The organism is Ochrobactrum sp. MYb379 (assembly GCF_037479515.1).
GTDB lineage: Bacteria > Pseudomonadota > Alphaproteobacteria > Rhizobiales > Rhizobiaceae > Brucella.
In genome coordinates this window covers 1-23,238 of the sequence record NZ_JBBGYW010000016.1, presented here as the reverse complement: position 1 = coordinate 23,238, position 23,238 = coordinate 1, and the positions used below count along the sequence as shown (strand labels likewise).

The window sequence follows — 23,238 nt, the reverse complement described above, 5'->3', positions numbered from 1 at the left end:
ATGCCGTTCAAACATAATGCCAATCGCCGTCACCACATCGGCAAGCAAAAGTTCAAACTGAAGAACTGGCGGGAGTATGAAGCAGGCTTACGTCAGCGCGGCAGCATTACCTTCTGGATGAGCGATGAAGCTATTGCAGCATGGCATGCGGTGAAGAGAAGCGCACGTGGTGGCCAGCCCCGCTATTCAGATATGGCGATTGAAACCGTTTTGACATTGGGGCTGGTGTTTGGACTTCCACTGCGCCAAATCGAAGGATTTATGACATCTCTTTTCAAGTTGATGCGGCTGAAACTGCCTGTCCCGGATCACACGACTTTAAGTCGGCGGTCTGGTCATTGGCGTAGGAATATGCAGCAAGCGGCCAGTAGTAGATCATCAGATTGTCCCTTGCATGTCATTGTTGATAGCACAGGCTTGAAGATCTTTGGCACGGGCCAATGGCTTGAGGAAAAGCACGGTGTGAAAGCCCGTAGACAATGGCGCAAGCTGCATATAGCCATTGATGCTGACAGTGGTGACATCGTTGCCGAAGTGCTTACCGATCAGAATACAAGTGACGTCAGTCAGCTTGAAAGCTTGCTTGATCAAATACAAACACCGATAGACCAATTCACCGCAGATGGGGCGTATGATGGTCAGTCGTCTTACTATAAAATCAGGCAGCACAGCGCGTCAGCAAAGATTGTCATTCCGCCTCGTCCGCAATCTATCATCAAAGAAATCCACGGCCCACCGACACAGCGTGAAGCACATGTGAACAGCGTTGACACAGACGGCCGCATGCGATGGCAAACAGACAATAATTACGGAAAACGTTCCTTGGTTGAAACCACCATGAGCCGTTATAAGCAAAACGGCGGTCATCGTTTGAACGCGCGTTCATTCATCAATCAGCAGGCGGAAGCTTCACGCCGTTGCAGCATTCTCAATCGGAAGTTGGTATGCGCTCGCCCGGATTCCGTCCGCGTCAAGCAAACGACAACATAAAAGCCAACTTCAAAGATCAAATTACGTCTAGAAAGTGATCGATGCACCAAAGCCGGCGAGAGGGATTGTTATCGCAAGATAAGAAAGCCGTCCAATACGGCCTTGGAATGAAAACAGGGAAAACATTGTGTCTCCGCTTGGCAACAATCTTGGATTTAAATGGCCATCAAGGTATAAACATCGCCACCGCGGCGACTCCCATTACCAGGGTTGCGATCCAGCCCAAAATTATAAGCGGTAACCCTACTCGGTAGGCGCCCATCACGGATTTACTTGAAGCAATCAGAATGACCACTACCATCAAAGGAACGGCCACAACCCCGTTTATTACCGCGCTCCAAAACAAAGCCTTCATGGGACTTATAGGCGAATACTGAATTACAAGAGCGAGCAAAACACTAACTGTGATAACGCCGTAAAAGCCCCGTGCGTCAGTTGCTTTGAGTTCAAGACCGGATTTCCAACCCAGAGCCTCAGATAATGCGTAAGCACCGGATCCGGCCAGCACCGGCACGCCAATGAGACCGACACCAAGAATGCCGAGTGCGAACAGAATATAGGCAAAATTGCCCGCCAGTGGCTTAAGCGCAGAGGCTGCTTGGGCCGCGGTTTCAATGTTTGTTATGCCCTGTACGTTCAATGTGAATGCGGTAGCCAGTATTATAAAAAAGGCCGTGACGTTGGAGTATAGCATACCACTCCAAGTATCCCAGCGGATGCGCCGAAGCTCCCTAGGGGCGGCCGCAGCATCCCTTGAAAGTGGAGCTTCATTATTTCTCCATGCATTTCTTCTACTTCCTCTGAAGCTTGCCAGAAAAAAAGATAAGGACTGATCGTAGTGCCGAAAACACCGACGATCATGGCAGCGGAATTAGAATCCAGGGCAAATGTCGGCCACATCGTGCGCCGCGCCACTTCCGCCCACGGAACGTGCACAGCGAATAAAACACCGGCATACGCCAGTAAGGAGAGTGTTAGCCACTTAAGGAAATAGACATAGCGATGATACGGGACGAAGATTTGAAGCAAGAGCGTCGCAACTACAAATAAGGCTGTCATCAGATGGCGGTCGACACCACTGACCAGTTCGGCAACTTCACCCATGGCTGCGACATCGGAGGCTATATTAAGTATGTTGGCGATTAACCGCAGCAAGACAACGCTTCTGACAACAATCGGCGGATAGGTCAGCTTGATATTGGCGGCCAAGCCCCTTCCTGTCACGCTGTCAATGCGACCGCACATGGATTGCATTGCCGCCATCAGCGGGAAGGCAACAGGCATGGTCCACAGCATATTGAAACCGAACTGAGCGCCAGCCTGAGAATAGGTTGCAATTCCACTGGGGTCATCGTCCGCCACCCCAGTAATCAGTCCCGGCCCCACACGCGACAAGGGGTGCTGTTTTAATCGTGATCAAAGAAACTCAAACCGGCTCCCTGTTTGTGGCTTCTTCATGCTTTCTCTGCCAAGTGCCATGAGCCCGCCCCTAGATCAGTCTAAAACCAATTCGGGTATTCTTCTAATATCAGTTCTACCAGATTACAGACGTCAAATTCCGCTTCGCTTTAGGAAAAAACCATCGCGAATGTATCCTGTTCAAAGTAGACCTTTGCGCCTAGGTCTGGCAACCATATTCAAGGAAGATCCATTTTTCGAAGGATCCGTGGGCCGTCGAGCTCGCTCTTAAGCGTGAACGAAGCGATCAACTCACAGAAACACCGCTTTATTGCAGTATATCCGCACAAAGGACGGCTTTGCACACACGATTGAAATCGATGGCACGTGCATGCCTGACTGTGCATATCGAACCTGAGATCAAAAAAGCTCTGATTTAATTTGATCTCAAACAATGCGCAGTAATTTCAGAGCTGTTATTGCCTATGGTGTCGGCAAGAATTTCGGACTAAAATTCTTAAAACGGAGCGTGAGAACAATAATCTAAATAGCATTGTGCTAGTGTAATCGATCTGAAGCAAAGGAAATGCGGCTTGGATAAGCAGCTGATTACTTTCAATGCCGGTTCTTCCAGCGTGAAAATCGGTTTTTTCGCCTATGATGGGGAACAGATCGTAAAATTCTCCAGAGGTGAGATCGATCTGAACGGCTCACCCTTAACCTTTCGCTTACGGGGAGAACTTTGCAACTTAGATATCGTATTAGATACATCTGGTGCAGATGAGGTCGCTGTAATCGTTGAAGAACTTTTCTCGAGGCTCTCGACGCATACAAATCTCTCCCGTATGCTGGCAGTTGGCCACCGGGTGGTTTTCGGCGGTGACCAATTCATCCAGCCAATCTTGGTCGATGATAAGCACATCAACGCAATCGAAAGATTGTCAGGTTTTGCTCCGTTGCACCAAGCGAAGAGCGTCGCTTTGATCAAAGCGATCCAAAGACTCTTTCCGCACATCAAGCAAACCGTATCCTTTGACACCGCGTTTCATCAAACCATCCCGGAAGTGATTCGCCGCTTCGCGCTTCCGTGTGAATTCCACGAGCGTGGCTTAAAGCGATATGGCTTTCATGGCCTCTCCTATAAATCGATAATCGGCAGTTTTTCCCAAAAGGAGCCCAAGCTTTCTGTTGGAAGGATAGTAGTCGCCCATTTGGGTAGCGGAGCCAGCCTTTGCGCTATCGAAGGAGGCAAAAGTATGGATACCAGCATGAGCTTCTCAACACTGGACGGTATTCCCATGGCGACCCGTTGCGGGACACTGGACCCGGGCTTGCTTCTTTATTTTCTCCAACAAGAGAACATGCTTCCAGATGCTCTATCAGATTTGCTCTATCATCGCTCGGGCCTTTTCGGACTTTCGGGAATAAGCGGAGATACACGCGATCTCCTTGAAAGCAACGCACCGCAGGCCCGTGAGGCTCTTGAAGTATTCACTCTGCGTATAGCTGGTGAAATTGCCCGTCTTGTTTCCACGCTTGGTGGTCTTGATGCGCTGATTTTCACTGCCGGAATTGGGGAACACCAGCCAGAGATTCGCGCTTCGGTTTGCCGACGCCTCTCTTGGCTGGGCATCGATCTTAATACCAGTGCCAACAATCGAAATGCTTTCCGGATCACCACCAACTCGAGCCGTGCAGCTGCGTTTGTTCTTGCTACCGACGAAGAACGGATCATCGCCATGGAAACGCTTCAGGTTGTTGGGAACAGCTCCATGTAAACCGTAGGTGATATGACTGCCAACAATCGTGAAGGAGACAAAGCATGAGTCGTACATCACCTCAAGGCCCTCTTAACTCCACGCAGCTTTCGCTAATTGACCGGTATTGGCGCGCGGCCAACTATCTATCGGTAGGGCAGATCTACCTGATGGAGAACCCGCTCCTGCGCAAACCGCTTGAACCGGAACATATTAAGCCCAGATTGCTCGGCCATTGGGGTACAACACCTGGCCTCAATTTCATTTATGCTCATCTTAATCGCATTATCAAGCAACAGGCTGCCAATGTAATCTACATATGCGGCCCCGGTCACGGCGGTCCGGGCATTGTGGCGAACACCTATCTCGAAGGCGTGTACTCGGAGATATATCCCGCGATAAGTCAGGACGAAGCAGGCATGGGCAAGTTATTTCGCCAGTTTTCATTTCCTGGCGGCATACCAAGCCACGTCGCGCCTGAAACACCGGGTTCAATTCATGAAGGCGGAGAACTTGGATACTCCCTCGTGCATGCCTATGGAGCCGCTTTCGACAACCCAAATCTGGTGGTTGCTTGTGTCGTAGGCGATGGCGAAGCAGAAACAGCAACGCTTGCTGCTTCATGGCATTCAAACAAGTTTCTCAATCCCTCGCGCGATGGCGCAGTCCTGCCGATCCTGCACCTCAATGGCTACAAAATAGCTAACCCCACTATACTCGCGAGGCTAGCAGATAATGACCTGACGAACTTGTTCATCGGTTATGGCTACGAACCGTTCTTCGTCGAGGGCAGCGAGCCGGAAGCTATGCATCAGAAAATGGCGCAAACACTTGACGCTGTCTTCGAACGTATTGCTACGATCAAGAAGAATGCCGATGTAAAGTCACCAGAACGTCCGTTCTGGCCCATGATCATCTTGCGAAGCCCGAAGGGCTGGACGGGCCCCAAAACAGTCGACGGTCAAATTGTAGAGAATTACTGGCGCTCGCATCAGGTGCCTGTTGCTAACTGCCGGGAAAACGATGGACACAGACAAATCCTCGAAGACTGGCTGAAAAGCTACGTTCCGGAGGATCTATTTGACGAGAACGGTTCATTGAAGCCCGAATTGCGTGAGCTCGCTCCAAAGGGCAAGTTACGTATGGCTGCCAATCCACATGCCAATGGAGGATTGCTGCGCACCGAACTTCACACACCCGATATCCGAGATTATGCTGTGTCTGTGAATCAACCTGGCATGATCGAGGCACAATCGACCAAGATTCTTGGTGAATATCTCCGCGACGTTTTAAAGCTGAACGAGCATGAAAAGAACTTTCGCATATTTGGCCCAGATGAAACAGCTTCCAACCGCCTCAGCGCTATTTTTGACGTTAGCGACCGTGTATGGATGGCTGAAAAGCTTGATACAGACGATCATCTGTCGTCCGACGGGCGGGTATTGGAAGTATTAAGCGAGAACTTGTGCCAAGGTTGGCTCGAAGGCTATTTGCTGACCGGGAGGCACGGGTTCTTCTCTTGCTATGAGGCTTTCATCCACATCGTTGTTGCGATGTTCAATCAACATGCGAAATGGTTGCAGGTTGCGCAAAAATTGGAGTGGCGAAAACCCGTCTCATCACTCAATTATCTCCTGACGTCTCATGTGTGGCGTCAGGATCATAACGGTTTTTCCCATCAGGACCCAGGTTTTGTTGATCTCGTAACAAACAAAAGCGCAGACGTGGTTCGAGTTTATTTTCCTCCGGACGCCAACACGTTGCTGTGGGTTGGCGATCATTGCCTGAAAACCTGGAACCGAGTGAACGTGATAGTGGCGGGGAAGCAGCCAGAACTACAATGGCTCGCAATGGAGGACGCCATACGCCATTGCGAAGCGGGTCTGGGCATATGGGATTGGGCCGGGACAGAAGACGGTCTGGAACCAGACATTCTGATGGCTTGCGCGGGTGATGTCCCGACAATGGAAACCCTTGCTGCTGTTGATCTACTGCGTCAGTCTCTGCCGCATCTGCGCATCCGCGTCGTCAATGTCGTGGACCTGATGGTTTTACAGTCACCGCAGCATCATTCGCATGGTATTTCTGACGAAGAGTTTGACCAGATTTTCACAACCCACCGTCCGGTCATCTTCGCATACCACGGCTATCCTTATCTCATACACAGGCTCATTTATAAGCGCGCCAACCACCCTAACTTCCACGTGCGAGGCTTCATCGAAAAGGGGACAACGACAACGCCTTTCGATATGGCGGTTCTCAACGAACTGGACCGCTTTCATCTGGCGATTGAGGCGATAAGACGTCTGCCATTAAATAACGAGGTAGCGCTACCTCTGATTGCCGAATTCCAGGAAAAACTGACATTGCATAAGAAATACGTTTGCGAGCATGGCGAGGACATGCCGGAAATTAGGGATTGGAAATGGCCTTACACCAGATGAACCAGGAAACCTCAAAACGGCCCACGAAAACAGTATCGAATGATTGAATCCTCTGGCCCCTTAAGAAGGGAGACAAATTGCGCTGGAGCTGTTTCGGCATCGGCGAGTATGTTGGAATAAACGTACACGGCAAAAATAAAACCTATCAGGTTGATAGAGTTGAAAAGCGTTGAATGCATCTATTATATTGGCTTCAAGCAATTCTTCACTGAACGGATGCTGGCCAAGCATACGCTCTTAAAGGAGATCAGAATGTTCAAGCATATTCTTATTGCGACGGATGGTTCCGAACTTGCAGAACGATGTGTTGGCCAAGGGCTCTCATTGGCCCAATTCCTGCGATGCAGGGTAACTATTGTAACTGTAACAGCACCATATAGCAATTCAGGCATATTTGGAGGTATGCTTGATGATGACGATATTGTCGTTAGATATAATCAAAGCTGGGAAAAATTTGCCTCCAAGGTTCTGGGTCACGCAAAGGACTTGGCAAACGACCTACAGGTTGAAACCGATGTTGTGCACCTTATAAATCCCATTCCATCGGATGCAATAAGCACGGCAGCTGACTCGCTCCGCTGTGACCTAATTGTGGTTGCAACTCACGGTTATTCGGGAGTACAACGCCTCGTTCTGGGCAGCCAAACCAATGAAATCATTACGCAAGCGAAAACATCAGTGCTCGTTGTTAGGTAGTCGCGAAACGGCTTTCAACGACTAGCACGGCGGCTCCGGGATTAGAGTTATTTGTTCATTTTCATTTAAAAGTGATGGCGCTGGCCGCAAAAGAGTCCCTGTTTTTTCGCCAACCTTCGAGAATTGCCATACGGTTCGTCGAAACTGGCTCCGTTGCGATACAGGATATATGCCGCCACGATGAAGATGATCCCTGCGAATATGCTATTGAAGGCGTTCATGTATGCACTCAATCGCGTGGCGACCATCATTCCGAATACCCCTCCTATGATGCCACCTCCGATAAACGCAGCTGCAAGCCACCAGTCGATTAGACCGGAACTGGCATAGTTCAAAGCCGTGGCCAGTCCGAAGGCCCCCACGGAGAGAAGGGACGTGCCGATTGCGTTGATCATCGGCATACCTGTTGCCAACATCAAACCGAGCACAATCAGGAAACCCCCGCCGATAACGAAGAATCCGCATGCTGCGCCAGAAGCAAGAGCTATAGCTGCTGTAACGAGACACATTCTTAAATCGATCGGGCGGCACTCGACGTCCAATCTCTTTTTGGGCTTCAACATGAACAGCCCAATGACGATCATGAGGATGCCGAACAGAAAGATGAGACGATCACCGTCTCAAGCTTTTCCAAGACTGGAACCGATAAGTGCCCCGATAACGCCTAGTGCTGAGCAGACAGCGCCACAGCGCCACCAGACGTGCCCCTTCAAGGCATGGCTCGTAAAATTCGCGAACGCGTTGAACGAAACCGCAAGTGCACCCGTAGCGATGGCGACATGGGGCCGGCTCACACCGACAACATACAGGAGCAACGGTGTCGCAAGATGGAGCCGCCGCCGAGCAATCCCAGCATAAAGCCGACAATACCGCCAGAACCTATTGCCAAAAAGATAGAATTGCTCAACTCTGTCTGCTCCAGATTCTGTCGTGCACGATCATCCCGACCAGCATGGCAATGACGAAGAGTACAGTTTGAGGCAGCCCCATCGACAATGACGCGATAGCGGGACCGGGACAGAAGCCGCCAATACCCCATCCCAGACCGAACAGTGCCGAGCCACTGATTAGAGGGGCATCGATCCCTCGACGCGTTGGTACATGAAAACTGTCGTCGAATGTAGGATGCTGAATCCGCTTCGTTATTTGAACACCAACGAAGGCGACGCTAACCGCGCCACCGAGAACAAAGGCAAGACTTGGGTCCCAAGCGCCGAAAATGTCGAGAAAGCCTTGTACACGAACGGGATTGAGCATTCCAGACATAGACAGTCCAAAACCGAAAATGGCACCGGAGGCAAGAGCGCTGCAGAATTGATAAAACTTTAGGTTCATAGCCCCAGACCTCGCAGCACAGAAACAGCAATCATTCCTGTTCCCAGAAAGGTAGCAACCGCTGCAATTGATCGCGGTGACAGACGAGCCAGCCCCAACACACCGTGCCCGCTCGTGCAGCCAGACCCCATGCGCGAACCGAAGCCGACAAGAAGTCCGGCGACGATGATCAGTGGCCACCCGGTAGTAATTTGCACAGTGGGCCAGGTGCCGAAAGCGGTCAGATAAATAATTGGCCCGATTACCAGTCCCACGACGAACGCAAGGTTTGTTAACGACGCGCTTCTCTGTAAAAGTCGCCCGACGATTCCGCTTACTCCAGCAATCCTGCCGTTAAGGATCAGCAGCATCGCTGCTGAAATACCGATTAACATCCCGCCGATAAGTGAGGATAGATAAGTGATCAATCTACGCCCTCCACGCAAAAGATGTCATAAAGCGAGGCGACCAGTTGCGCTGCCTTGTCTTCTGTGAGCCGATAGAAAATCTTTTTTCCATCCCGTCGCGTCTCGACTATCCCGGAGTTGCGCAACACAGTTAGGTGCTGCGACAGGTGCGGTTGATGAACCTCGATTTTTTCTTCCAGCTCCCCAACGGAATACTCGCTTTCCACAAGGCTGCAGACGATCATCAGACGCGCTGGATGAGACAGTGTCTTGAGCAGGTCTGCCACTTCGCCCGCGCGCAAAGATAGTTCTGCAGAAGATAACCCCGCTTTCATCATTGCCAACCTGTCCACGATCATTCCCATACAGCCCCTTCCAACGCGTCCAGTGGAAACTTCAGATAACGCTTACCGTTGGCTTCCGGCTCAGGCAGACGTCCACCACGTATGTTCACTTGCAACGCATGCAGGATGAGCTTTGGCATTGGCAGCGTTCCGTCGCGCTTGGTCCGTAAGGCGACAAAGGCCTCTTCCGATACGCCCGCTAGGTGCGGATTGTACTTCTTTTGATCAGCCACGGTGCTTTCCCAACGCGGTGCACGACCGCCCGGCTGGTAGTCATGTCCGGTGAATATCCGCGTCTCATCGGGAAGTGCGAGGATATTCTGGATCGACTGCCATAGTGCTCTCGCATCGCCGCCGGGAAAATCCGCGCGCGCCGTACCGCTGTCGGGCATAAAAATTGTGTCATGGACAAAAGCCGCGTCGCCGACCACGTAAGTGATTGAGGCGAGGGTATGCCCCGGCGCGAACATAACTCTGGCATCCATGGAACCAACCTTGAACATCTCACCATCGGCAAACAGCCGATCCCATTGCGAGCCGTCTGTGGCAAGTTCGGGCCAGTTATATATCTCATTCCATAACTTCTGGACGTCGATTACATGCTCGCCTATCGCAGTTTTTGCGCCGGTTCTCTCCTTCAGGTATTGAGCTGCGGAAAAATGGTCGGCGTGTGGATGAGTGTCGAGAATCCATTCGACCGTCAGGCCACTATTGCGGACGTAATCGAGAATTGCGTCTGCATTGATCGTCCCCGTGGCCCCCGACTTTTCATCAAAGTCGAGAACGGGATCTACAATTGCGCACATTCTTGTTGTCGGATCGGACACAACATATTGGACACTCCAGGTTCGCTTATCAAAAAAGCCTTTTACCCGCGGGCGACGGTCAGCGAAGCGCTTGAGCCATGCTGCAGCGACACTGGTATCAAAGTCGAGCTGATGTCCGAAGTGTACAATGTCGTCGACAGACATGCGCCCGTCCAATACCTCGCCGATTAGATGAAGGCTGAGTGAGCGCGTACCAGTCTTGCAATGAGCAAGCACGGGACCGTCCGATTTTCTGACCACCGCCTGAAACGCACGCACATCAGCTTCAGTGATCGTATTCATTGTGACCGGAATATACGCATAAGAGAGATCGCATTGGTGGGCTGCATCGCATTCCGCTTCGTTTCCCGGCTGGTCTGCGCTTTCGTTATCGGGGCGGTTGTTGATCAGCGTTTTGAAGCCGCTTCGATCGAGTACACTGAGTTCTTGCGCGCTTGGCTGCGAAGATACCGACAGCTTCTCAGATATTCTGGTGACGGGCATTTATGCCTCCAACGTAACATTATATAATATACTATAATGTATAATGTTAACGTTTTCAAGCCTCCCTCGAAAACGCAGATTTTTAAAATCCGCGCAGGAGCTCTAACGAAAACGGCAAAAGCCCGATCGTGGGGGAACAATTCGATAACTTCAAACTATCAGGCCACTGGAAAAGGGTCTCGATGAAGGTATGATGATATGCATCCAATGCCCGGAGGTACCTCAATGAGCCGATTGCATACAGAAAACCACCTCGTATCGCGGATCGGTTGGCTTCGCGCAGCGGTACTCGGCGCCAATGATGGTATTGTCTCAACGGCGAGCCTCATTATGGGCGTCGCATCTGCTTCAACGGGAACGACGCAGATATTGATCGCTGGCATCGCAGGCCTTGTTGCAGGCGCGATGTCCATGGCGGCGGGTGAGTATGTTTCTGTCAGCTCTCAATCCGATACGGAGTTGGCAGATCTTGCCAGAGAGCGCAAGGAACTCGAAACTCAGCCCGAAGCAGAGCTCGATGAATTGATGCAAGCCTATATTGATCGCGGCCTAACTCCGGAACTGGCGCGGCAGGTGGCAATACAGCTGACCTCACACAATGCTCTGGCAGCTCATGCCCGTGACGAACTGGGAATCGTCGAACACATGGAAGCACGGCCTGTGCAAGCAGCGCTGACCTCAGCGGCCACGTTCTCGATCGGGGCCGCCCTACCCTTGCTGATGGCTGTCATCGCGCCTCCCTCGATCTTGCTTTACGCGGTTGCTATCTCTTCCTTGCTGTTTCTTGCGTTTCTAGGCGCAATCGGCGCCAAGGCGGGAGGAGCTAATATGCTTAAGGCAACCGTTCGCGTCACCTTTTGGGGGGCGTTGGCGATGGCAATCACGGCTAGTATTGGGGCCCTAGTCGGCACAGCGGTCTGACCGTCGATCTGAGTTTATAGGGAATACATATGAAAAGAAGAATTACTGTAGTCGGTCAGAGGCAGGGCTCTATAATTTGCTCATTCCTATAGGTCGGGGAGACTATGAAGATGCGGTTCTCGATTGAAGATCGATCAAAAACAATCCTGCTGATTTTTGCCTTGTGCGGACTTGTGATGGGGCTCGGCTTGCACTTTTCCGGCTACTCCTCGGGAGCACGGATAATCTGGGCAATTGCCACTTTGCCTGTGCTGGCATCTTTGCTCGTCGAGATTCTCCGGAGTTTATGCCGAAAGGAGTTTGGGCTGGATATCGTCGCCGCGATGTCTATGTCGGCCGCACTGGCATTTGGGGAAATGCTGGCGGCTTCGATTGTCGCCCTCATGTATACTGGCGGAGCCTTTCTTGAGAGCTTTGCCGAGGGACGAGCACGCCGTGAGATGCATGCTTTGCTGTCCCGCGCACCGCGAACGACAATGCGATATGTCGATGACCATCTCGACGAGATTGCCGTTGAAACTATTCGTCCCGGTGACCGCCTTCTAATCCGTCAGGGAGATGTCATCCCCGTCGACGGAAGTATCACTTCCGTAAAAGCTTTCGTAAACATGTCTGCTTTGACGGGAGAGTCACTTCCGATTTCGCTTGCGTCGGGAGCAGATGTGCTAAGCGGTTCAATGAATGCCGGCGATGCTTTCGATATCGTTGCCAAGCACGAAGCGAAGGATAGCACCTACGCTGGCATCGTTCGCCTCGTGGAAGAGGCACAGCATTCCAAGGCTCCAATGTCCAGACTGGCAGACCAGTGGTCTGTCGGCTTTCTGATCGTGACCGTCATAATCGCCTTCGGAGCATGGTGGTTCACGGGAGACCCGATAAGGTCGGTCGCCGTTCTCGTCGTGGCGACACCATGTCCTCTCATCCTGGCCGTGCCCGTCGCCCTTGTTGCGGGACTGTCGCGTTCCGCTCATTTCGGCGTGCTGGTAAAGGGTGCTCGTCCATTGGAGAACATGGCTCGTATCAACACGTTGGTGCTGGACAAGACTGGAACACTGACAGATGGCCGCCCACAAATTACTTCAATCAACGCGCAGCCAGGATTGAGTGAAAATGACCTACTGCGTTTCGCCGCCTCCCTTGACCAGGTGTCCAAACACCCAATGGCACAGGCTCTCGTGGTGGCCGCTCAGGAACGGGGTATAGAGATTGTAATACCGACCGACGTGAGCGAACTGGCCGGGGATGGTGTGACTGGCTTCGTCGATGGCAAAAGCGTCATTGTCGGCGGACACAGCTTCGTTGAGAGACAAGCCAACGCAAAGCTTATCGAAATCCCCAATGCTGAAGCTGGCGCAGTCCTGGTTGCAGTCGCAATAGACGGCAGGCTTGCGGGCTATATCATTATGGCCGATCCCTTGCGAGCCGATGTGATCGATACGTTACGCGGTATACGCAAGGACGGCGTAAAGCGAATAGTGCTGGCGACAGGTGATCGTGCTGCAGTGGCCAAACGCATCGCCAAGGGTTTGGGGCTTGATGCCATCTACTCCGAACTTTCACCCGATCAAAAGGTGCTGACCGTGCTCAGCGAGCGTAAGAACGGCCCCGTGATGATGGTCGGAGACGGGGTCAACGACGCGCCCGCACTTGCAGCGGCTGATGTTGGCGTTGCCATGGGTGCGAGGGGAGCGGCAGCCTCGGCAGAAGCGGCCGATGTCGTTCTTCTCGTAGATAGAATAGACAGACTTCGCGCCGGGATAGAAATTGCCAAGCAATCAAGGCGCATTGCTGTCGAAAGTGTTGTGGTGGGGATTGGTCTCTCTGTAATTGCCATGATCGCAGCAGCGTTCGGTTATCTAAAACCTGTTCACGGTGCATTGCTCCAGGAGCTGATTGACGTCGCTGTCATCCTCAATGCGCTTCGGGCGTTGAGAACCTCACCCAACATTGGCTAAAGGACGTCATTGTACACCAGAATATGAACGGGTGCACATGGACGAAATCTGTCTGTCAGCAAATGTCGACCCAAAATTTTCACCTGGCTACAGTTTTGTCCGGATTGCCTCGCAAACGATATTGATCCCTATTTTCGCACTGAATGGCGACTTGCAACACGCATTTCATGTTTTCTCCATAGAAAACGTCTGCGTGATAGATGCCCCACTTGTCTGCGCGGAATTTCGCTCCTCGCTCAGAAGCGTCTCATACCGCAGCACGTTGGCTGGACGCTTTGATCGATGCGCAACTAAAGGCACGAGAAAGCACGGACTATTTCGGCAAGTTGCTACTTTCCCTACAAAAACTGCCGGCTCGCCTTAAACAACATTCGTCTTCGTCATTATCGAGTTTATCAACAGCAGCTCGTGCGCATTGTTTCCAGAGCCTGGGTGAAGATGGGTTTGAGCGACTGTTCCACGGAACTGCAATGCCCAATTTCAGAAAGCACCCAAATGCCGCTGAGCATCCAGATCTTTGATTGACAAGCCCTTTATATCCGTTATTCTAGATATATGGAAAATGAAGCTGCAATTACGGCGCTGGCCGCCCTCGCCCAATCGACAAGGCTCGATACATTTCGCCTACTTGTGAAACACGAACCAGACGGTATTCCTGCCGGTGAACTGGCGCGTATGCTGGATGTGCCACAGAATACAATGTCTGCGCATCTGGCGACATTGTCTCGTGCTGGACTCGTGAATGGCGAACGTCAGAGCCGCTCGATCATCTATCGCGCTGATCTCGACCGGTTTCGAGAACTGACCCTTTTCATGATCAAGGACTGCTGTGGCGGTAGTGCCGAGCTCTGCGCACCTCTTATAAAAAGTCTGACACCCTGTTGCGAACCGAAAGCGCTCACCCAGTAACACAAGGCCGCTGAATTCGGTCTTCCATAAACGGACTGATAAAATGAAAGACCGGATCTACAACGTGCTCTTTTTGTGCACGGGCAATTCCGCACGCTCAATTTTGGGCGAGGCAATTCTGAACAAGGATGGCGAAGGACGTTTTCACGCCTATTCGGCTGGTAGTCGGCCAAAAGGCGACGTTCATCCTCTCCCAATCAAGGAACTGGACGCTCTCGGCTATTCCACCGAGAATCTGAACTCAAAAAGCTGGGACGTGTTTTCAGGTACCGACGCCCCTCAGATGGATTTCATTTTCACGGTCTGTGACAACGCTGCCGGAGAAGCCTGCCCTGTCTGGATTGGCCATCCTATGACAGCCCACTGGGGCATTGAGGACCCTGCCGCTGTTGAAGGAAACGACGCAGAAAAGCTGCGCGCCTTTGCACAGGCGGCCCGTTTTCTGAAGAACCGGATATCAGCATTCCTGAGCCTTCCCCATACCACGGTAGACCGCATGGCGCTTCAAAATCATCTGAAAGGAATCGGCACCATGGAAGGTAGCACACAGACAAATGTGGAGAATAACTGATGTCCACATTCGAACGATATCTGACTGTCTGGGTGGCTCTTTGCATTGTCGCTGGCGTAGCTCTGGGCCATTTCTTTCCGACAGTATTCCATGCAATCGGATCTGCTGAAGTCGCCAGGGTGAATATTCCAGTCGCCATTCTTATCTGGCTCATGATCATCCCCATGTTGCTAAAGATCGATTTCAGTGCATTGAGACAGGTCGCTGAGCACTGGCGTGGCATCGGCGTCACGCTCTTCATAAACTGGGCCGTCAAACCATTCTCTATGGCACTTCTCGGTTGGCTATTTATCGGCTGGCTGTTTCGCCCTTATCTGCCTACAGACCAGATCGATCCCTACATTGCTGGTCTGATTATTCTGGCGGCCGCCCCTTGCACAGCAATGGTGTTCGTCTGGTCCAACCTGATCAAGGGCGAGCCGCATTTTACGCTGTCGCAGGTCGCCTTGAACGACGCGATCATGGTTGTGGCATTTGCCCCTATCGTCGGGCTACTGCTCGGACTGTCGGCAATTACTGTCCCGTGGGACACGCTCATTCTGTCGGTTGTCCTCTATATCGTCATGCCGGTGATTATCGCGCAAATCCTGCGCAGAAGCATTCTCGCCAGTGGTGGACAACGAGCGTTCGACGCAATGCTGAAGACACTACAGCCGCTGTCTCTGATTGCGCTCCTGGCGACACTTGTTCTGCTATTCGGGTTTCAAGGAGAGCAGATCATCGAACAGCCCGTGATCATTGCGATGCTGGCCGTCCCGATCCTTATCCAGGTCTATTTCAACTCTGGCCTCGCTTATCTGTTGAATCGAATTTCAGGCGAGCAACATTGCGTCGCCGGTCCCTCAGCTTTGATTGGTGCTTCAAACTTCTTCGAGCTGGCAGTAGCAGCCGCGATCAGCCTTTTCGGCTTTTCATCTGGCGCAGCACTTGCAACGGTAGTTGGCGTTCTTGTTGAAGTGCCTGTCATGCTTTCCGTTGTCTGGATCGTCAACCGCTCCAAGGGCTGGTACGAACGCGGTGCCAATCAATAGCCAGTCACCGAAACAGGAAAACTCTGATGTCAGTTACGATCTATCACAATCCGAGCTGTGGCACGTCTCGCAACACATTGGCCTTGATCCGTGCCAGCGACGAAGAGCCTGTCGTCATTGAATATGTAAAAAAACCGCCTTCGCGAGAACGACTAGTCGAATTGCTTCAAGCAATGCAGATGACACCCCGTCAGCTCCTTCGCGAGAAAGGCACACCATATGCCGAGTTGGGATTGTCCGATCCTAAATGGACCAATGATGAACTGGTCGACTTCATGATGGCGCATCCTATCCTGATCAATCGTCCAATAGTGGAAACGCCGCTTGGCACCAGACTGTGCCGTCCGTCAGAACTGGTTCTCGACATTCTGGAAAACCCGGTGTCATCATTCACCAAAGAGGACGGAGAAGTCATTATATATGAAAGAAAGTCCCGCTGAAATGGATCTGCCGAACCTCGATCAGAATTCATTCGCATTGCCCAACCTGGATGCACTACGCGCCGACTTTCCAAAGCATAAGCCTCGTATCCTTTTGCTCTATGGCTCACTTCGTGATCGATCCTATAGTCGGTTTCTAACGCTGGAAGCGCAGCGCCTGCTCGATGCGATGGGTGCTGAAACGCGTATTTTTCATGCCAACGGTCTTCCTTTGCCAGACGACGGTTCAGTGGAACATCCGAAGGTTCAGGAATTGCGTGAGGCAATGCTTTGGTCAGAAGGGCAAGTCTGGACCAGTCCAGAACGTCATGGAGCCATGAGCGCTATCATGAAATCGCAGATCGACTGGATTCCTTTGCCGGGTGGAGCAATTCGTCCGACGCAGGGGCGAACTCTGGCATTGATGCAGGTTTCAGGCGGATCGCAGAGCTTTAACGCTGTCAATCAGATGCGCATACTGGGGCGCTGGATGCGAATGATCACCATTCCAAACCAGTCATCCGTCGCAAAGGCATGGCAGGAATTTGACGACGCTGGACGGATGAAACCCTCGTCGTTCTATGATCGCGTCATTGATGTGATCGAAGAAATAATGAAGTTTACGCTTCTGACGCGTGGCATCTCGGAACATCTCACAGACCGTTATAGTGAGCGCATGGAAGAAGCGGCCAAACTTGAAAAGCGTGTTTCGTTGAAATCAATATGAGCGCTGAACAGCTTCCCATTGCGGCCATTGTCGGTCTCGGACTGACCCAGAATATCAGTTACGGCACTTTATATTATTCCTTCAGCATTCTCGCGCCTTCCATGGCGCGGGACTTCTCCGTTTCCAACGAATGGATTTTCGGAGCGCTGTCGGTTGCCCTGCTAGCCGGGGGCTTCCTGGCTCCCTGGTTAGGCAAATGGATTGATCGTTACGGCGCAGGTCGCATGATGACGATAGGCTCGATACTGGCCGCCGTCTCTCTCATACTGTGTTCGTTTTCTCCAAATGCTTTGGTGTTTGCAGGTGCGCTGACAATCATCGAAATCGCCGCAAACCTCGTCCAACATGGAGCAGCCTTTGCATTATTGGTGCAATTAGCGCCAAATGTTGCCCAGCGTAGTATCACCTATCTGACACTGATTGCAGGCTTTGCCTCGACAATTTTCTGGCCCATCACAACAACTCTTCAGCATTGGCTCACCTGACAACAGACCTATTTGCTGTTCGCTTGCCTCCATTTGTTTCTCTGCGTGCCGGTACACCTTATGCTCGCGCGTTCTATTGCAAAGAGTGGTCGGAAGCGATCAACAAATGGAACAGTCGCAACCGCCTCTTCAGGCGATCTTCCTGCCCATCAAAGGCGCAAAGGTGTCGTACTGGTTCTCGTAGCATTCTCGTTGCAAGCCCTCGTTGCGGCGGCCATTCTGGTCCATATGGTGCCGATGTTGGGCGCGCTCGGTCTTGCAGGTTCTGCAGCTTTTATTGGCGCGATATTCGGACCTTCTCAGGTAACCAGCCGCCTGATCAACATGCTCGGTGGCAAAAACCTCGCTCCGATCAGTCTGGCAGTAATCTCTGCCTCATTGATGGGGTTAGCCCTCATTGTTCTGCTATTCGGTGCTCCATCCATTATTGCGACGATGATGTTTGCCTGTCTTTTTGGCTTCGGAAACGGTCTCTTCAGTATTGTCTCCGGAACGTTACCGTTGTCACTATTCGGCAGTGAGGGCTACGGTGCCATGCAAGGCAAGATCATGTCAGCCAGACTAATCATTTCGGCCACTGCACCATTCGCGATGGCTTTCGGCATAGAGAATATCGGTGTGAACTGGAGCCTATTCATCTTGACGCTAACGGTTGGTTGGGCGACCATCACATTGATCGGACTGAAGTTGCTTCGATAGTGCCAGGCGGCACCTCATAAGAAAATGTGGGCCCATTGAAAAACGCAAATCATTTCAACGAGTCACTTGGATTATTGAGTGCATTTTTTCCGTTAACGACTGCAATTGCGATTTTAAACGGAAAACGACAGTCTCACTGGCGCGCGCCAGTGGCGAAAGTAGTAAGCGGGGCAGATCGGTTGGCGGTTCTTTTGTTTTTGATTCCAAGTCAAGCCCTACGCATCAATCCCCTCTGATCCTCAGTAAGGGTCAAGAATACCCGGCGTATCTCGGGGGGTAACCTGTTGACTATTTTTGTTCGGAATTACCCATCATGACCGCAAAAATAAATAAACCAATGCATGCTGATATTTAGCATCATTTGGTGCTATTTATGACGCCTTCGCAGGGAGTCAGATTATGCGCTCAACCATCAACCTTGATGACAATCTTTTAGAAAAAGCCAGAATGTTGACCGGCACGAAAGAGACAGGCGCTTTAGTCAGACAAGCGCTAGAGACACTAGTGCGAATGGAGACTGGGAAACGCCTGATTGCCCTTGGAGGCACGATGCCGGACCTTGAAGCAGCCCCTCGTCGTAGAAGCTCAGTGGAGAAGTGATACTGGCAGACACTTCAATTTGTATTGACCACTTCCGCGGCGGCGACAATGAGCTTATCACGATTATTGGTGATGATCTTTTGCTTTGTCATCCAGCGATTATCGGCGAACTTGCGCAGGGCAGTCTTCGAGACAGGACGAGTGTCTTGGCTTTCTTGAAAGTGCAACGTGAAGCTCAAGTCGCAACACATGACGAAGTCATGACCCTGATTGAAAAGCATTGCATTTTTAGCATGGGTATAGGCTATACTTATGCTCAGTTACTGGCATCAGTTCTCCTCGAACGCCGAACATCACTATGGACCCGGGACAAGCGTTTGAAGGTTGCGGCAGATAAAGTCGGCGCACGTCTTTACGAGCCGCTTCACAGTTAATAATGAAACAACGCTATCAGTTTCAGGGTTGGCTTTGCGAAAGAATATTGCGATCAACGATTAAAATCATCCATCCAATCATCTGATTGCCAGTCAAGAATATCTCGTGTTTCTCTAATTGCACCAACCGATTGCCGCAACAGGTCAATGCGACGGCGTGCTGGTTAATCGTCGTTCACATAATCAAATCCAAACATGTTTTTTCTTTTATTGTCACTGCTGTACGTGCGTCTTGCTTATAATTGCGTGATTTGCGGCAGCGGCCTCACTTCTTCCTCCAAATAAACTTTCGTATTAGCGATCTTGATGCCGTTTCTTCAAAAACCATCTTGATCATCATGTCAGCCGACCGCTTTATGCTGAGCTGTGTCTCAAGTTTGGTCATCAGTTTCGTTCGCAAGTATGTTTGAGTACTCGCCGAAAATATCGATCCCTGCATCTTCAATGGCGCGATCGTATCCGCCATGAATACCAGGTAGTAAGTCAGTCGCACGGCCAAACAGTGCCCAGTCTCACGTGCTCCTTTCCCGTTCGAGAAAGAACCTATTCTTCCAAATGTGCCGCTGCCTTACAGGGTTTAATACGTCGACCTTTCGACCGGCGGTGCATGCAAGAAGAGAAGTTGAGGAAGATCATATTACTCAATACGCATCTAGATACTCCTTCTGCCACAAAGCCGTCGAAACAGCGCGGGAACGAACTAATGATCGCACAGTGAGCGACTATCTGCTTTTTCAAGATTAAAGCGATTTCCGGTCTGACTATTTGCTCTGAACCCTAGCTTGCGCGTGCGCCGTGAATACTAGCGCCAATTAAAACCGTGTGTTTGAATTATATAATCGAATCGTTGAGGTGTATAAACAAGTGGTAGAAGTCTCCGGAAACCCGATCTCCCCTCGACCGGCTGACGGAGAACGCCGGGCAATTCGAAATCTCACTGCTCAATATCTCGTTGCTGCTACACTCGTCTACGAGGCTATTCGAGCTGAAGAACTAGTTTGGGTTCGCTTGGTTGATCCTGATGCAGGGCGACTGGACGATGTTATAATAGGGCGTGCTGGCCGCATTGATGCTTATCAAATCAAGTGGTCCGAATACCGCCATTCCGTGACCTTTAATCACCTTGTCACTGCAAGTAGGGTATCTGGCAAACCCTATCCCGCGCCATTCCAACTAATGGCGGATGGATGGAAAAAACTTAAGGCCATATATCCAGAGGAGGCGGTACACGCGCATTATCTCACGCACGACGCCGCATCATCATCAGATTCTTCCAGTGAAAGGCTTGATGACGGTCACCCTGCGCATTTACAGTCCTTTTTGAAAAATGCATTTCCTGGTCGTGCCACTTGGTTCGCACCTGACGATCCCACATATAAAGCTTGGTCGAACAAAATCGACAAGATCGAGCGCGCATCTGGTATTAGCGGAAATGAGCTCGCAGAATTCATCACCGATTGTGAACTCGACCTAGGCTTCGATCTTGGCCCGTCGCGCTGGGAGCCTCGCTCTTGGACCGACGTCGAGGACCTCGCGAAGCTATTGTTGTCGAAGGTCTCCAAAAGCGGCGGCGGCGCAGTCGAACTACGGATCGACACCATCATGAGCGAGCTAAACTGGGGCGATCGATACGACCTGCGCTTCAAGCATGATTTTCCAATAGACGAACGCCTCTACCGTCCTATCGAGCCAACGGTCCAGGCCCTTGAGAGGGCCTTTACCCAATTTGAACGAGGTTATCTCGCACTTGTTGGTCCCCCAGGATCGGGCAAGTCGACGACCCTCACGCATATGTTGCGGTATCGCAAAGGGGTAAGGCTGGTCCGCTATTATGCGTTTGTGCGCGACGATCCACAGCTGGGACGAGGCGAAGCGTTTTCCTTCCTCCATGATCTTTGTGTGCAATTGGAGTCAATGGGGCTCGGACGAGCGCGGCGCCGTAATTCTTATCCTGATACGCTGGATGGATTACGTGAGCGCCTGACCGCTTTGCTGCGCGATCTGGGTAACGAAACATCCAAAACAGGCGGACGTGCAATCATCCTGGTCGACGGTCTCGACCATATCGACCGCGAGCAAAACCCAATGCGCTCCCTCATGGAGGAACTCCCAGCACCGAGCGCTTTGCCAAATGGTGTCCTGATCGTATTGGGCACACAGCCGGTTGGTTTGAAGGCACCGACAGCTGCTTTGCGACCGATTAATGCGCAATTGGAGGAAGCTGGTAGAAAAATAACGATGGCCCCGCTCTCCCGGTCGAGCATATACGAGATCGCGCGAACGGTGCTGCCGCACAACCGATTGCGGCTTAGCGACGAGGACATAATTGCTGCTGCGAGCGCCGGCCATCCGCTATCCCTTGCCTACTTGCTGAAGCGTCTTACCAATGCCTCCGACGATGATGCTGCTCGCGCATTGCTGGATGCAGGTCTCGATTTTGGTGGCGACACAACCCTCGAATATGAGGCTTATTGGGACGGTCTGAGTTCGGACCCTGAGGTTCGAGATGTCCTCGGGTTGATTGGGCGTATTCGTGGCGCCGTCGATATTTCAACGATCAAGCAGCTCGCTTCGATGGAAGCAGTGCAGCGTTTCGCGAACACTGCTGTTCACCTCTTCAGGCAACTCACGCCTTCGCGGTGGGCGTTCTTCCATAACAGCTTCCGACAATTCGTTCTTGGCAAAACCATCGTTGACGCGTTCGGCATTGCCGACCCATCGGCCAATATCGGACTCCATCGCCGCCTGGCGACTATCGCTGCTCAGCCGACATCAGCGCAGGCGTTGAAGTGGCAAGAATTGTATCATCTCGAACAGGCTGCGGAACCATTCGCGCTGTTGGAGCGTGCGCAGCAGCAACTCTTCAGACAACAATTTCTAGCGGGGCGGCCCATATCGGAAATCAGCGAGGACGTAGAGCGTGCGCTTAAAGCTGCAGCCGAAACTAATAATGGCGCGGCCATCGCCCGCCTGCTTTTGATCGAAAGCGAACTTGAAGATCGCCACGACGCACTCTCACAGACAGAATTTACATCGATCCTGCTTGAGCTTGCGGATCCAGCAGAGTTAGCTGGACGGTTTTTTGTGTCCGACGAGCTTCTCGTTTCGGATGACTTGGCTTTGCAATGGTCAGTCCGGCTATCGGAAACTCGGTCGGACGGGTTAGGTCTGAAACTTTTCGAAGCCGCTGAACCGATGGAAGTCCTTGCCGGCGCGGAACGTGTCAGCGGGAGCCATGGACGCAATCTTGACGACTGGGCTCGAGCAGCATGGCGATTTCGCCCTCTGGATCAGCTCGTTGCCGCAATCGGCAACATTCGCGGCGAGGTACACTTTCGACCAGGTAAGGATGAGGCCGACGACCCTAAGGCTGACGAAAATGCCCAGATCGAGCTCCTGACGCAGCTTGGAATTGGCATTCAGGATGCGCGGAGCGAGGCCACCTATGCAGAGTTGGCGACATTGCTCGGCCAATCGGCGATTGGCCAAAAAGTTCTACTGCGGTTAGCATTTCGATCTGCTCGATTGTTCGTAGATGGTATCTCGACAGTTGGCGATCCAATCTCAGCCATGCGCGCAGTCCTTGAAGCGCTCCCCCCGGGCCAGCAGTCCGTTCAAGAGGCGGCCACCCTTGCTGATATTCTCTCCCAAATACCCGCGTTGTCAGACCGAGCAGACAACTACCTGAAGCTTTGCCCCTCACCTCTGAGCGTCAGGGAGCTTCGCGATCCGGGATCGGAGGCGTTCCGACCTGTCGAACCCCTGTTTCGGCAATCTCGCGCAATGGACTTGCCCTGATTTAATGGAGAGGTTCTGTCACTAGTTTACGTTTTATCATCTCGAACTGGATCGGTGATTTATACCCGAGTGCAGAATGTCTGCGCACA

The 23,238-nt window shown here is 51.8% G+C and carries 23 protein-coding genes and 1 pseudogene; 17 read left to right on the top strand and 7 right to left on the bottom strand.

The genetic code is table 11. The features are described from left to right. Positions 1-990 (top strand): IS5 family transposase, encoded by a 990-nt coding sequence (locus WH356_RS20195; RefSeq protein WP_339514038.1) that lies wholly within the window; start codon positions 1-3, stop codon positions 988-990. Between the two features lie 166 nt (positions 991-1,156). Here WH356_RS20195 and WH356_RS20190 read toward each other — a convergent pair whose 3' ends face one another. Both WH356_RS20190 and WH356_RS20185 read right to left on the bottom strand, forming a co-directional pair. Continuing rightward, complete coding sequence (locus tag WH356_RS20190; RefSeq protein WP_339514036.1) at positions 1,157-1,684, bottom strand: divalent metal cation transporter; 528 nt, start codon at positions 1,682-1,684, stop codon at positions 1,157-1,159. After that, complete coding sequence (locus tag WH356_RS20185; protein ID WP_339514034.1) at positions 1,651-2,352, bottom strand: NRAMP family divalent metal transporter; 702 nt, start codon at positions 2,350-2,352, stop codon at positions 1,651-1,653. Before WH356_RS20185 ends, WH356_RS20190 begins: the two co-directional genes overlap by 34 nt. A gap of 629 nt (positions 2,353-2,981) precedes the next feature. Here WH356_RS20185 and WH356_RS20180 point away from each other — a divergent pair. From WH356_RS20180 to WH356_RS20170, 3 genes are all read left to right on the top strand, one after another. Continuing rightward, positions 2,982-4,166, top strand: coding sequence for an acetate/propionate family kinase (locus WH356_RS20180; protein ID WP_339514032.1), 1,185 nt, complete (start codon positions 2,982-2,984; stop codon positions 4,164-4,166). A gap of 44 nt (positions 4,167-4,210) precedes the next feature. After that, a complete protein-coding gene (locus WH356_RS20175) occupies positions 4,211-6,589 on the top strand; it encodes a phosphoketolase family protein (RefSeq protein WP_339514030.1) in 2,379 nt (792 codons plus the stop codon). A 252-nt stretch (positions 6,590-6,841) separates the two neighbouring features. Beyond that, entirely contained in the window at positions 6,842-7,285 is a 444-nt protein-coding gene (locus tag WH356_RS20170) for a universal stress protein (protein WP_339514028.1), read from the top strand. A gap of 65 nt (positions 7,286-7,350) precedes the next feature. On the opposite strand, the pseudogene WH356_RS20165 reads toward WH356_RS20170, so the two are convergent. From WH356_RS20165 to blh, 5 genes and pseudogenes are all read right to left on the bottom strand, one after another. Next, positions 7,351-8,141: pseudogene (locus tag WH356_RS20165) on the bottom strand (sulfite exporter TauE/SafE family protein). A 47-nt stretch (positions 8,142-8,188) separates the two neighbouring features. Further along, entirely contained in the window at positions 8,189-8,620 is a 432-nt protein-coding gene (locus WH356_RS20160; protein ID WP_339514026.1) for a YeeE/YedE family protein, read from the bottom strand. Next, positions 8,617-9,027, bottom strand: a complete 411-nt coding sequence (locus WH356_RS20155) for a YeeE/YedE family protein (RefSeq protein ID WP_339514024.1) — start codon at positions 9,025-9,027, stop codon at positions 8,617-8,619. The genes WH356_RS20160 and WH356_RS20155 overlap by 4 nt, the downstream gene beginning before the upstream one ends. Further along, on the bottom strand, positions 9,024-9,371 hold the full coding sequence (bigR, locus tag WH356_RS20150) for a sulfite-sensing transcriptional repressor BigR (RefSeq protein WP_339514022.1): 348 nt from the start codon (positions 9,369-9,371) through the stop codon (positions 9,024-9,026). The genes WH356_RS20155 and bigR overlap by 4 nt, the downstream gene beginning before the upstream one ends. Further along, complete coding sequence (gene blh / locus WH356_RS20145; RefSeq protein ID WP_339514020.1) at positions 9,362-10,660, bottom strand: bifunctional sulfur transferase/dioxygenase Blh; 1,299 nt, start codon at positions 10,658-10,660, stop codon at positions 9,362-9,364. The genes bigR and blh overlap by 10 nt, the downstream gene beginning before the upstream one ends. A 225-nt stretch (positions 10,661-10,885) precedes the next feature. Here blh and WH356_RS20140 point away from each other — a divergent pair, with 225 nt between their 5' ends. From WH356_RS20140 to WH356_RS20080, 13 genes are all read left to right on the top strand, one after another. Continuing rightward, a complete protein-coding gene (locus WH356_RS20140; protein ID WP_339514018.1) occupies positions 10,886-11,581 on the top strand; it encodes a VIT1/CCC1 transporter family protein in 696 nt (231 codons plus the stop codon). Positions 11,582-11,691: 110 nt separating this feature from the next. Next, the gene (locus WH356_RS20135; RefSeq protein WP_339514139.1) at positions 11,692-13,536 is read left to right on the top strand and encodes a heavy metal translocating P-type ATPase; all 1,845 of its coding nucleotides are present in this window, start codon (positions 11,692-11,694) and stop codon (positions 13,534-13,536) included. A gap of 48 nt (positions 13,537-13,584) precedes the next feature. After that, entirely contained in the window at positions 13,585-13,815 is a 231-nt protein-coding gene (locus WH356_RS20130) for a TniQ family protein (RefSeq protein WP_084486914.1), read from the top strand. Positions 13,816-14,091: 276 nt separating this feature from the next. Then, the gene (locus WH356_RS20125) at positions 14,092-14,445 is read left to right on the top strand and encodes an ArsR/SmtB family transcription factor (protein WP_024899212.1); all 354 of its coding nucleotides are present in this window, start codon (positions 14,092-14,094) and stop codon (positions 14,443-14,445) included. 43 nt (positions 14,446-14,488) lie between these two features. Continuing rightward, the gene (locus WH356_RS20120; RefSeq protein ID WP_339514015.1) at positions 14,489-15,016 is read left to right on the top strand and encodes an arsenate reductase ArsC; all 528 of its coding nucleotides are present in this window, start codon (positions 14,489-14,491) and stop codon (positions 15,014-15,016) included. Beyond that, the gene (arsB, locus tag WH356_RS20115; RefSeq protein ID WP_339514013.1) at positions 15,016-16,047 is read left to right on the top strand and encodes an ACR3 family arsenite efflux transporter; all 1,032 of its coding nucleotides are present in this window, start codon (positions 15,016-15,018) and stop codon (positions 16,045-16,047) included. The genes WH356_RS20120 and arsB overlap by 1 nt, the downstream gene beginning before the upstream one ends. A 26-nt stretch (positions 16,048-16,073) precedes the next feature. Then, positions 16,074-16,487 (top strand): arsenate reductase (glutaredoxin), encoded by a 414-nt coding sequence (arsC, locus tag WH356_RS20110; RefSeq protein ID WP_339514011.1) that lies wholly within the window; start codon positions 16,074-16,076, stop codon positions 16,485-16,487. Continuing rightward, a complete protein-coding gene (gene arsH / locus WH356_RS20105; protein WP_339514009.1) occupies positions 16,468-17,193 on the top strand; it encodes an arsenical resistance protein ArsH in 726 nt (241 codons plus the stop codon). The genes arsC and arsH overlap by 20 nt, the downstream gene beginning before the upstream one ends. Next, the gene (locus WH356_RS20100; protein ID WP_339514007.1) at positions 17,190-17,678 is read left to right on the top strand and encodes an MFS transporter; all 489 of its coding nucleotides are present in this window, start codon (positions 17,190-17,192) and stop codon (positions 17,676-17,678) included. Before arsH ends, WH356_RS20100 begins: the two co-directional genes overlap by 4 nt. Positions 17,679-17,738: 60 nt before the next feature. Beyond that, entirely contained in the window at positions 17,739-18,377 is a 639-nt protein-coding gene (locus WH356_RS20095) for a hypothetical protein (RefSeq protein ID WP_339514005.1), read from the top strand. A gap of 399 nt (positions 18,378-18,776) precedes the next feature. After that, positions 18,777-18,977, top strand: coding sequence for a type II toxin-antitoxin system VapB family antitoxin (locus tag WH356_RS20090; protein WP_339514003.1), 201 nt, complete (start codon positions 18,777-18,779; stop codon positions 18,975-18,977). Further along, the gene (locus WH356_RS20085) at positions 18,974-19,351 is read left to right on the top strand and encodes a type II toxin-antitoxin system VapC family toxin (RefSeq protein WP_339514001.1); all 378 of its coding nucleotides are present in this window, start codon (positions 18,974-18,976) and stop codon (positions 19,349-19,351) included. Before WH356_RS20090 ends, WH356_RS20085 begins: the two co-directional genes overlap by 4 nt. An 864-nt stretch (positions 19,352-20,215) precedes the next feature. Beyond that, positions 20,216-23,149 carry an ATP-binding protein gene (locus tag WH356_RS20080; RefSeq protein WP_339513999.1) on the top strand — a complete coding sequence of 978 codons (2,934 nt, stop codon included), beginning with the start codon at positions 20,216-20,218 and terminating at the stop codon, positions 23,147-23,149. Positions 23,150-23,238 lie beyond the last annotated feature (89 nt).

Excerpts from the sequence above, each read along its gene's own strand:
- WH356_RS20195 (WP_339514038.1), top strand. The coding sequence starts at position 1 with ATGCCGTTCAAACATAATGCCAATCGCCGTCACCACATCGGCAAGCAA.
- WH356_RS20190 (WP_339514036.1), bottom strand. The coding sequence starts at position 1,684 with ATGCTATACTCCAACGTCACGGCCTTTTTTATAATACTGGCTACCGCA.
- WH356_RS20175 (WP_339514030.1), top strand. The coding sequence starts at position 4,211 with ATGAGTCGTACATCACCTCAAGGCCCTCTTAACTCCACGCAGCTTTCG.
- WH356_RS20170 (WP_339514028.1), top strand. The coding sequence starts at position 6,842 with ATGTTCAAGCATATTCTTATTGCGACGGATGGTTCCGAACTTGCAGAA.
- WH356_RS20160 (WP_339514026.1), bottom strand. The coding sequence starts at position 8,620 with ATGAACCTAAAGTTTTATCAATTCTGCAGCGCTCTTGCCTCCGGTGCC.
- bigR (WP_339514022.1), bottom strand. The coding sequence starts at position 9,371 with ATGGGAATGATCGTGGACAGGTTGGCAATGATGAAAGCGGGGTTATCT.
- blh (WP_339514020.1), bottom strand. The coding sequence starts at position 10,660 with ATGCCCGTCACCAGAATATCTGAGAAGCTGTCGGTATCTTCGCAGCCA.
- WH356_RS20140 (WP_339514018.1), top strand. The coding sequence starts at position 10,886 with ATGAGCCGATTGCATACAGAAAACCACCTCGTATCGCGGATCGGTTGG.
- WH356_RS20135 (WP_339514139.1), top strand. The coding sequence starts at position 11,692 with ATGCGGTTCTCGATTGAAGATCGATCAAAAACAATCCTGCTGATTTTT.
- WH356_RS20125 (WP_024899212.1), top strand. The coding sequence starts at position 14,092 with ATGGAAAATGAAGCTGCAATTACGGCGCTGGCCGCCCTCGCCCAATCG.
- WH356_RS20120 (WP_339514015.1), top strand. The coding sequence starts at position 14,489 with ATGAAAGACCGGATCTACAACGTGCTCTTTTTGTGCACGGGCAATTCC.
- arsB (WP_339514013.1), top strand. The coding sequence starts at position 15,016 with ATGTCCACATTCGAACGATATCTGACTGTCTGGGTGGCTCTTTGCATT.
- arsC (WP_339514011.1), top strand. The coding sequence starts at position 16,074 with ATGTCAGTTACGATCTATCACAATCCGAGCTGTGGCACGTCTCGCAAC.
- arsH (WP_339514009.1), top strand. The coding sequence starts at position 16,468 with ATGAAAGAAAGTCCCGCTGAAATGGATCTGCCGAACCTCGATCAGAAT.
- WH356_RS20100 (WP_339514007.1), top strand. The coding sequence starts at position 17,190 with ATGAGCGCTGAACAGCTTCCCATTGCGGCCATTGTCGGTCTCGGACTG.
- WH356_RS20095 (WP_339514005.1), top strand. The coding sequence starts at position 17,739 with ATGCTCGCGCGTTCTATTGCAAAGAGTGGTCGGAAGCGATCAACAAAT.
- WH356_RS20090 (WP_339514003.1), top strand. The coding sequence starts at position 18,777 with ATGCGCTCAACCATCAACCTTGATGACAATCTTTTAGAAAAAGCCAGA.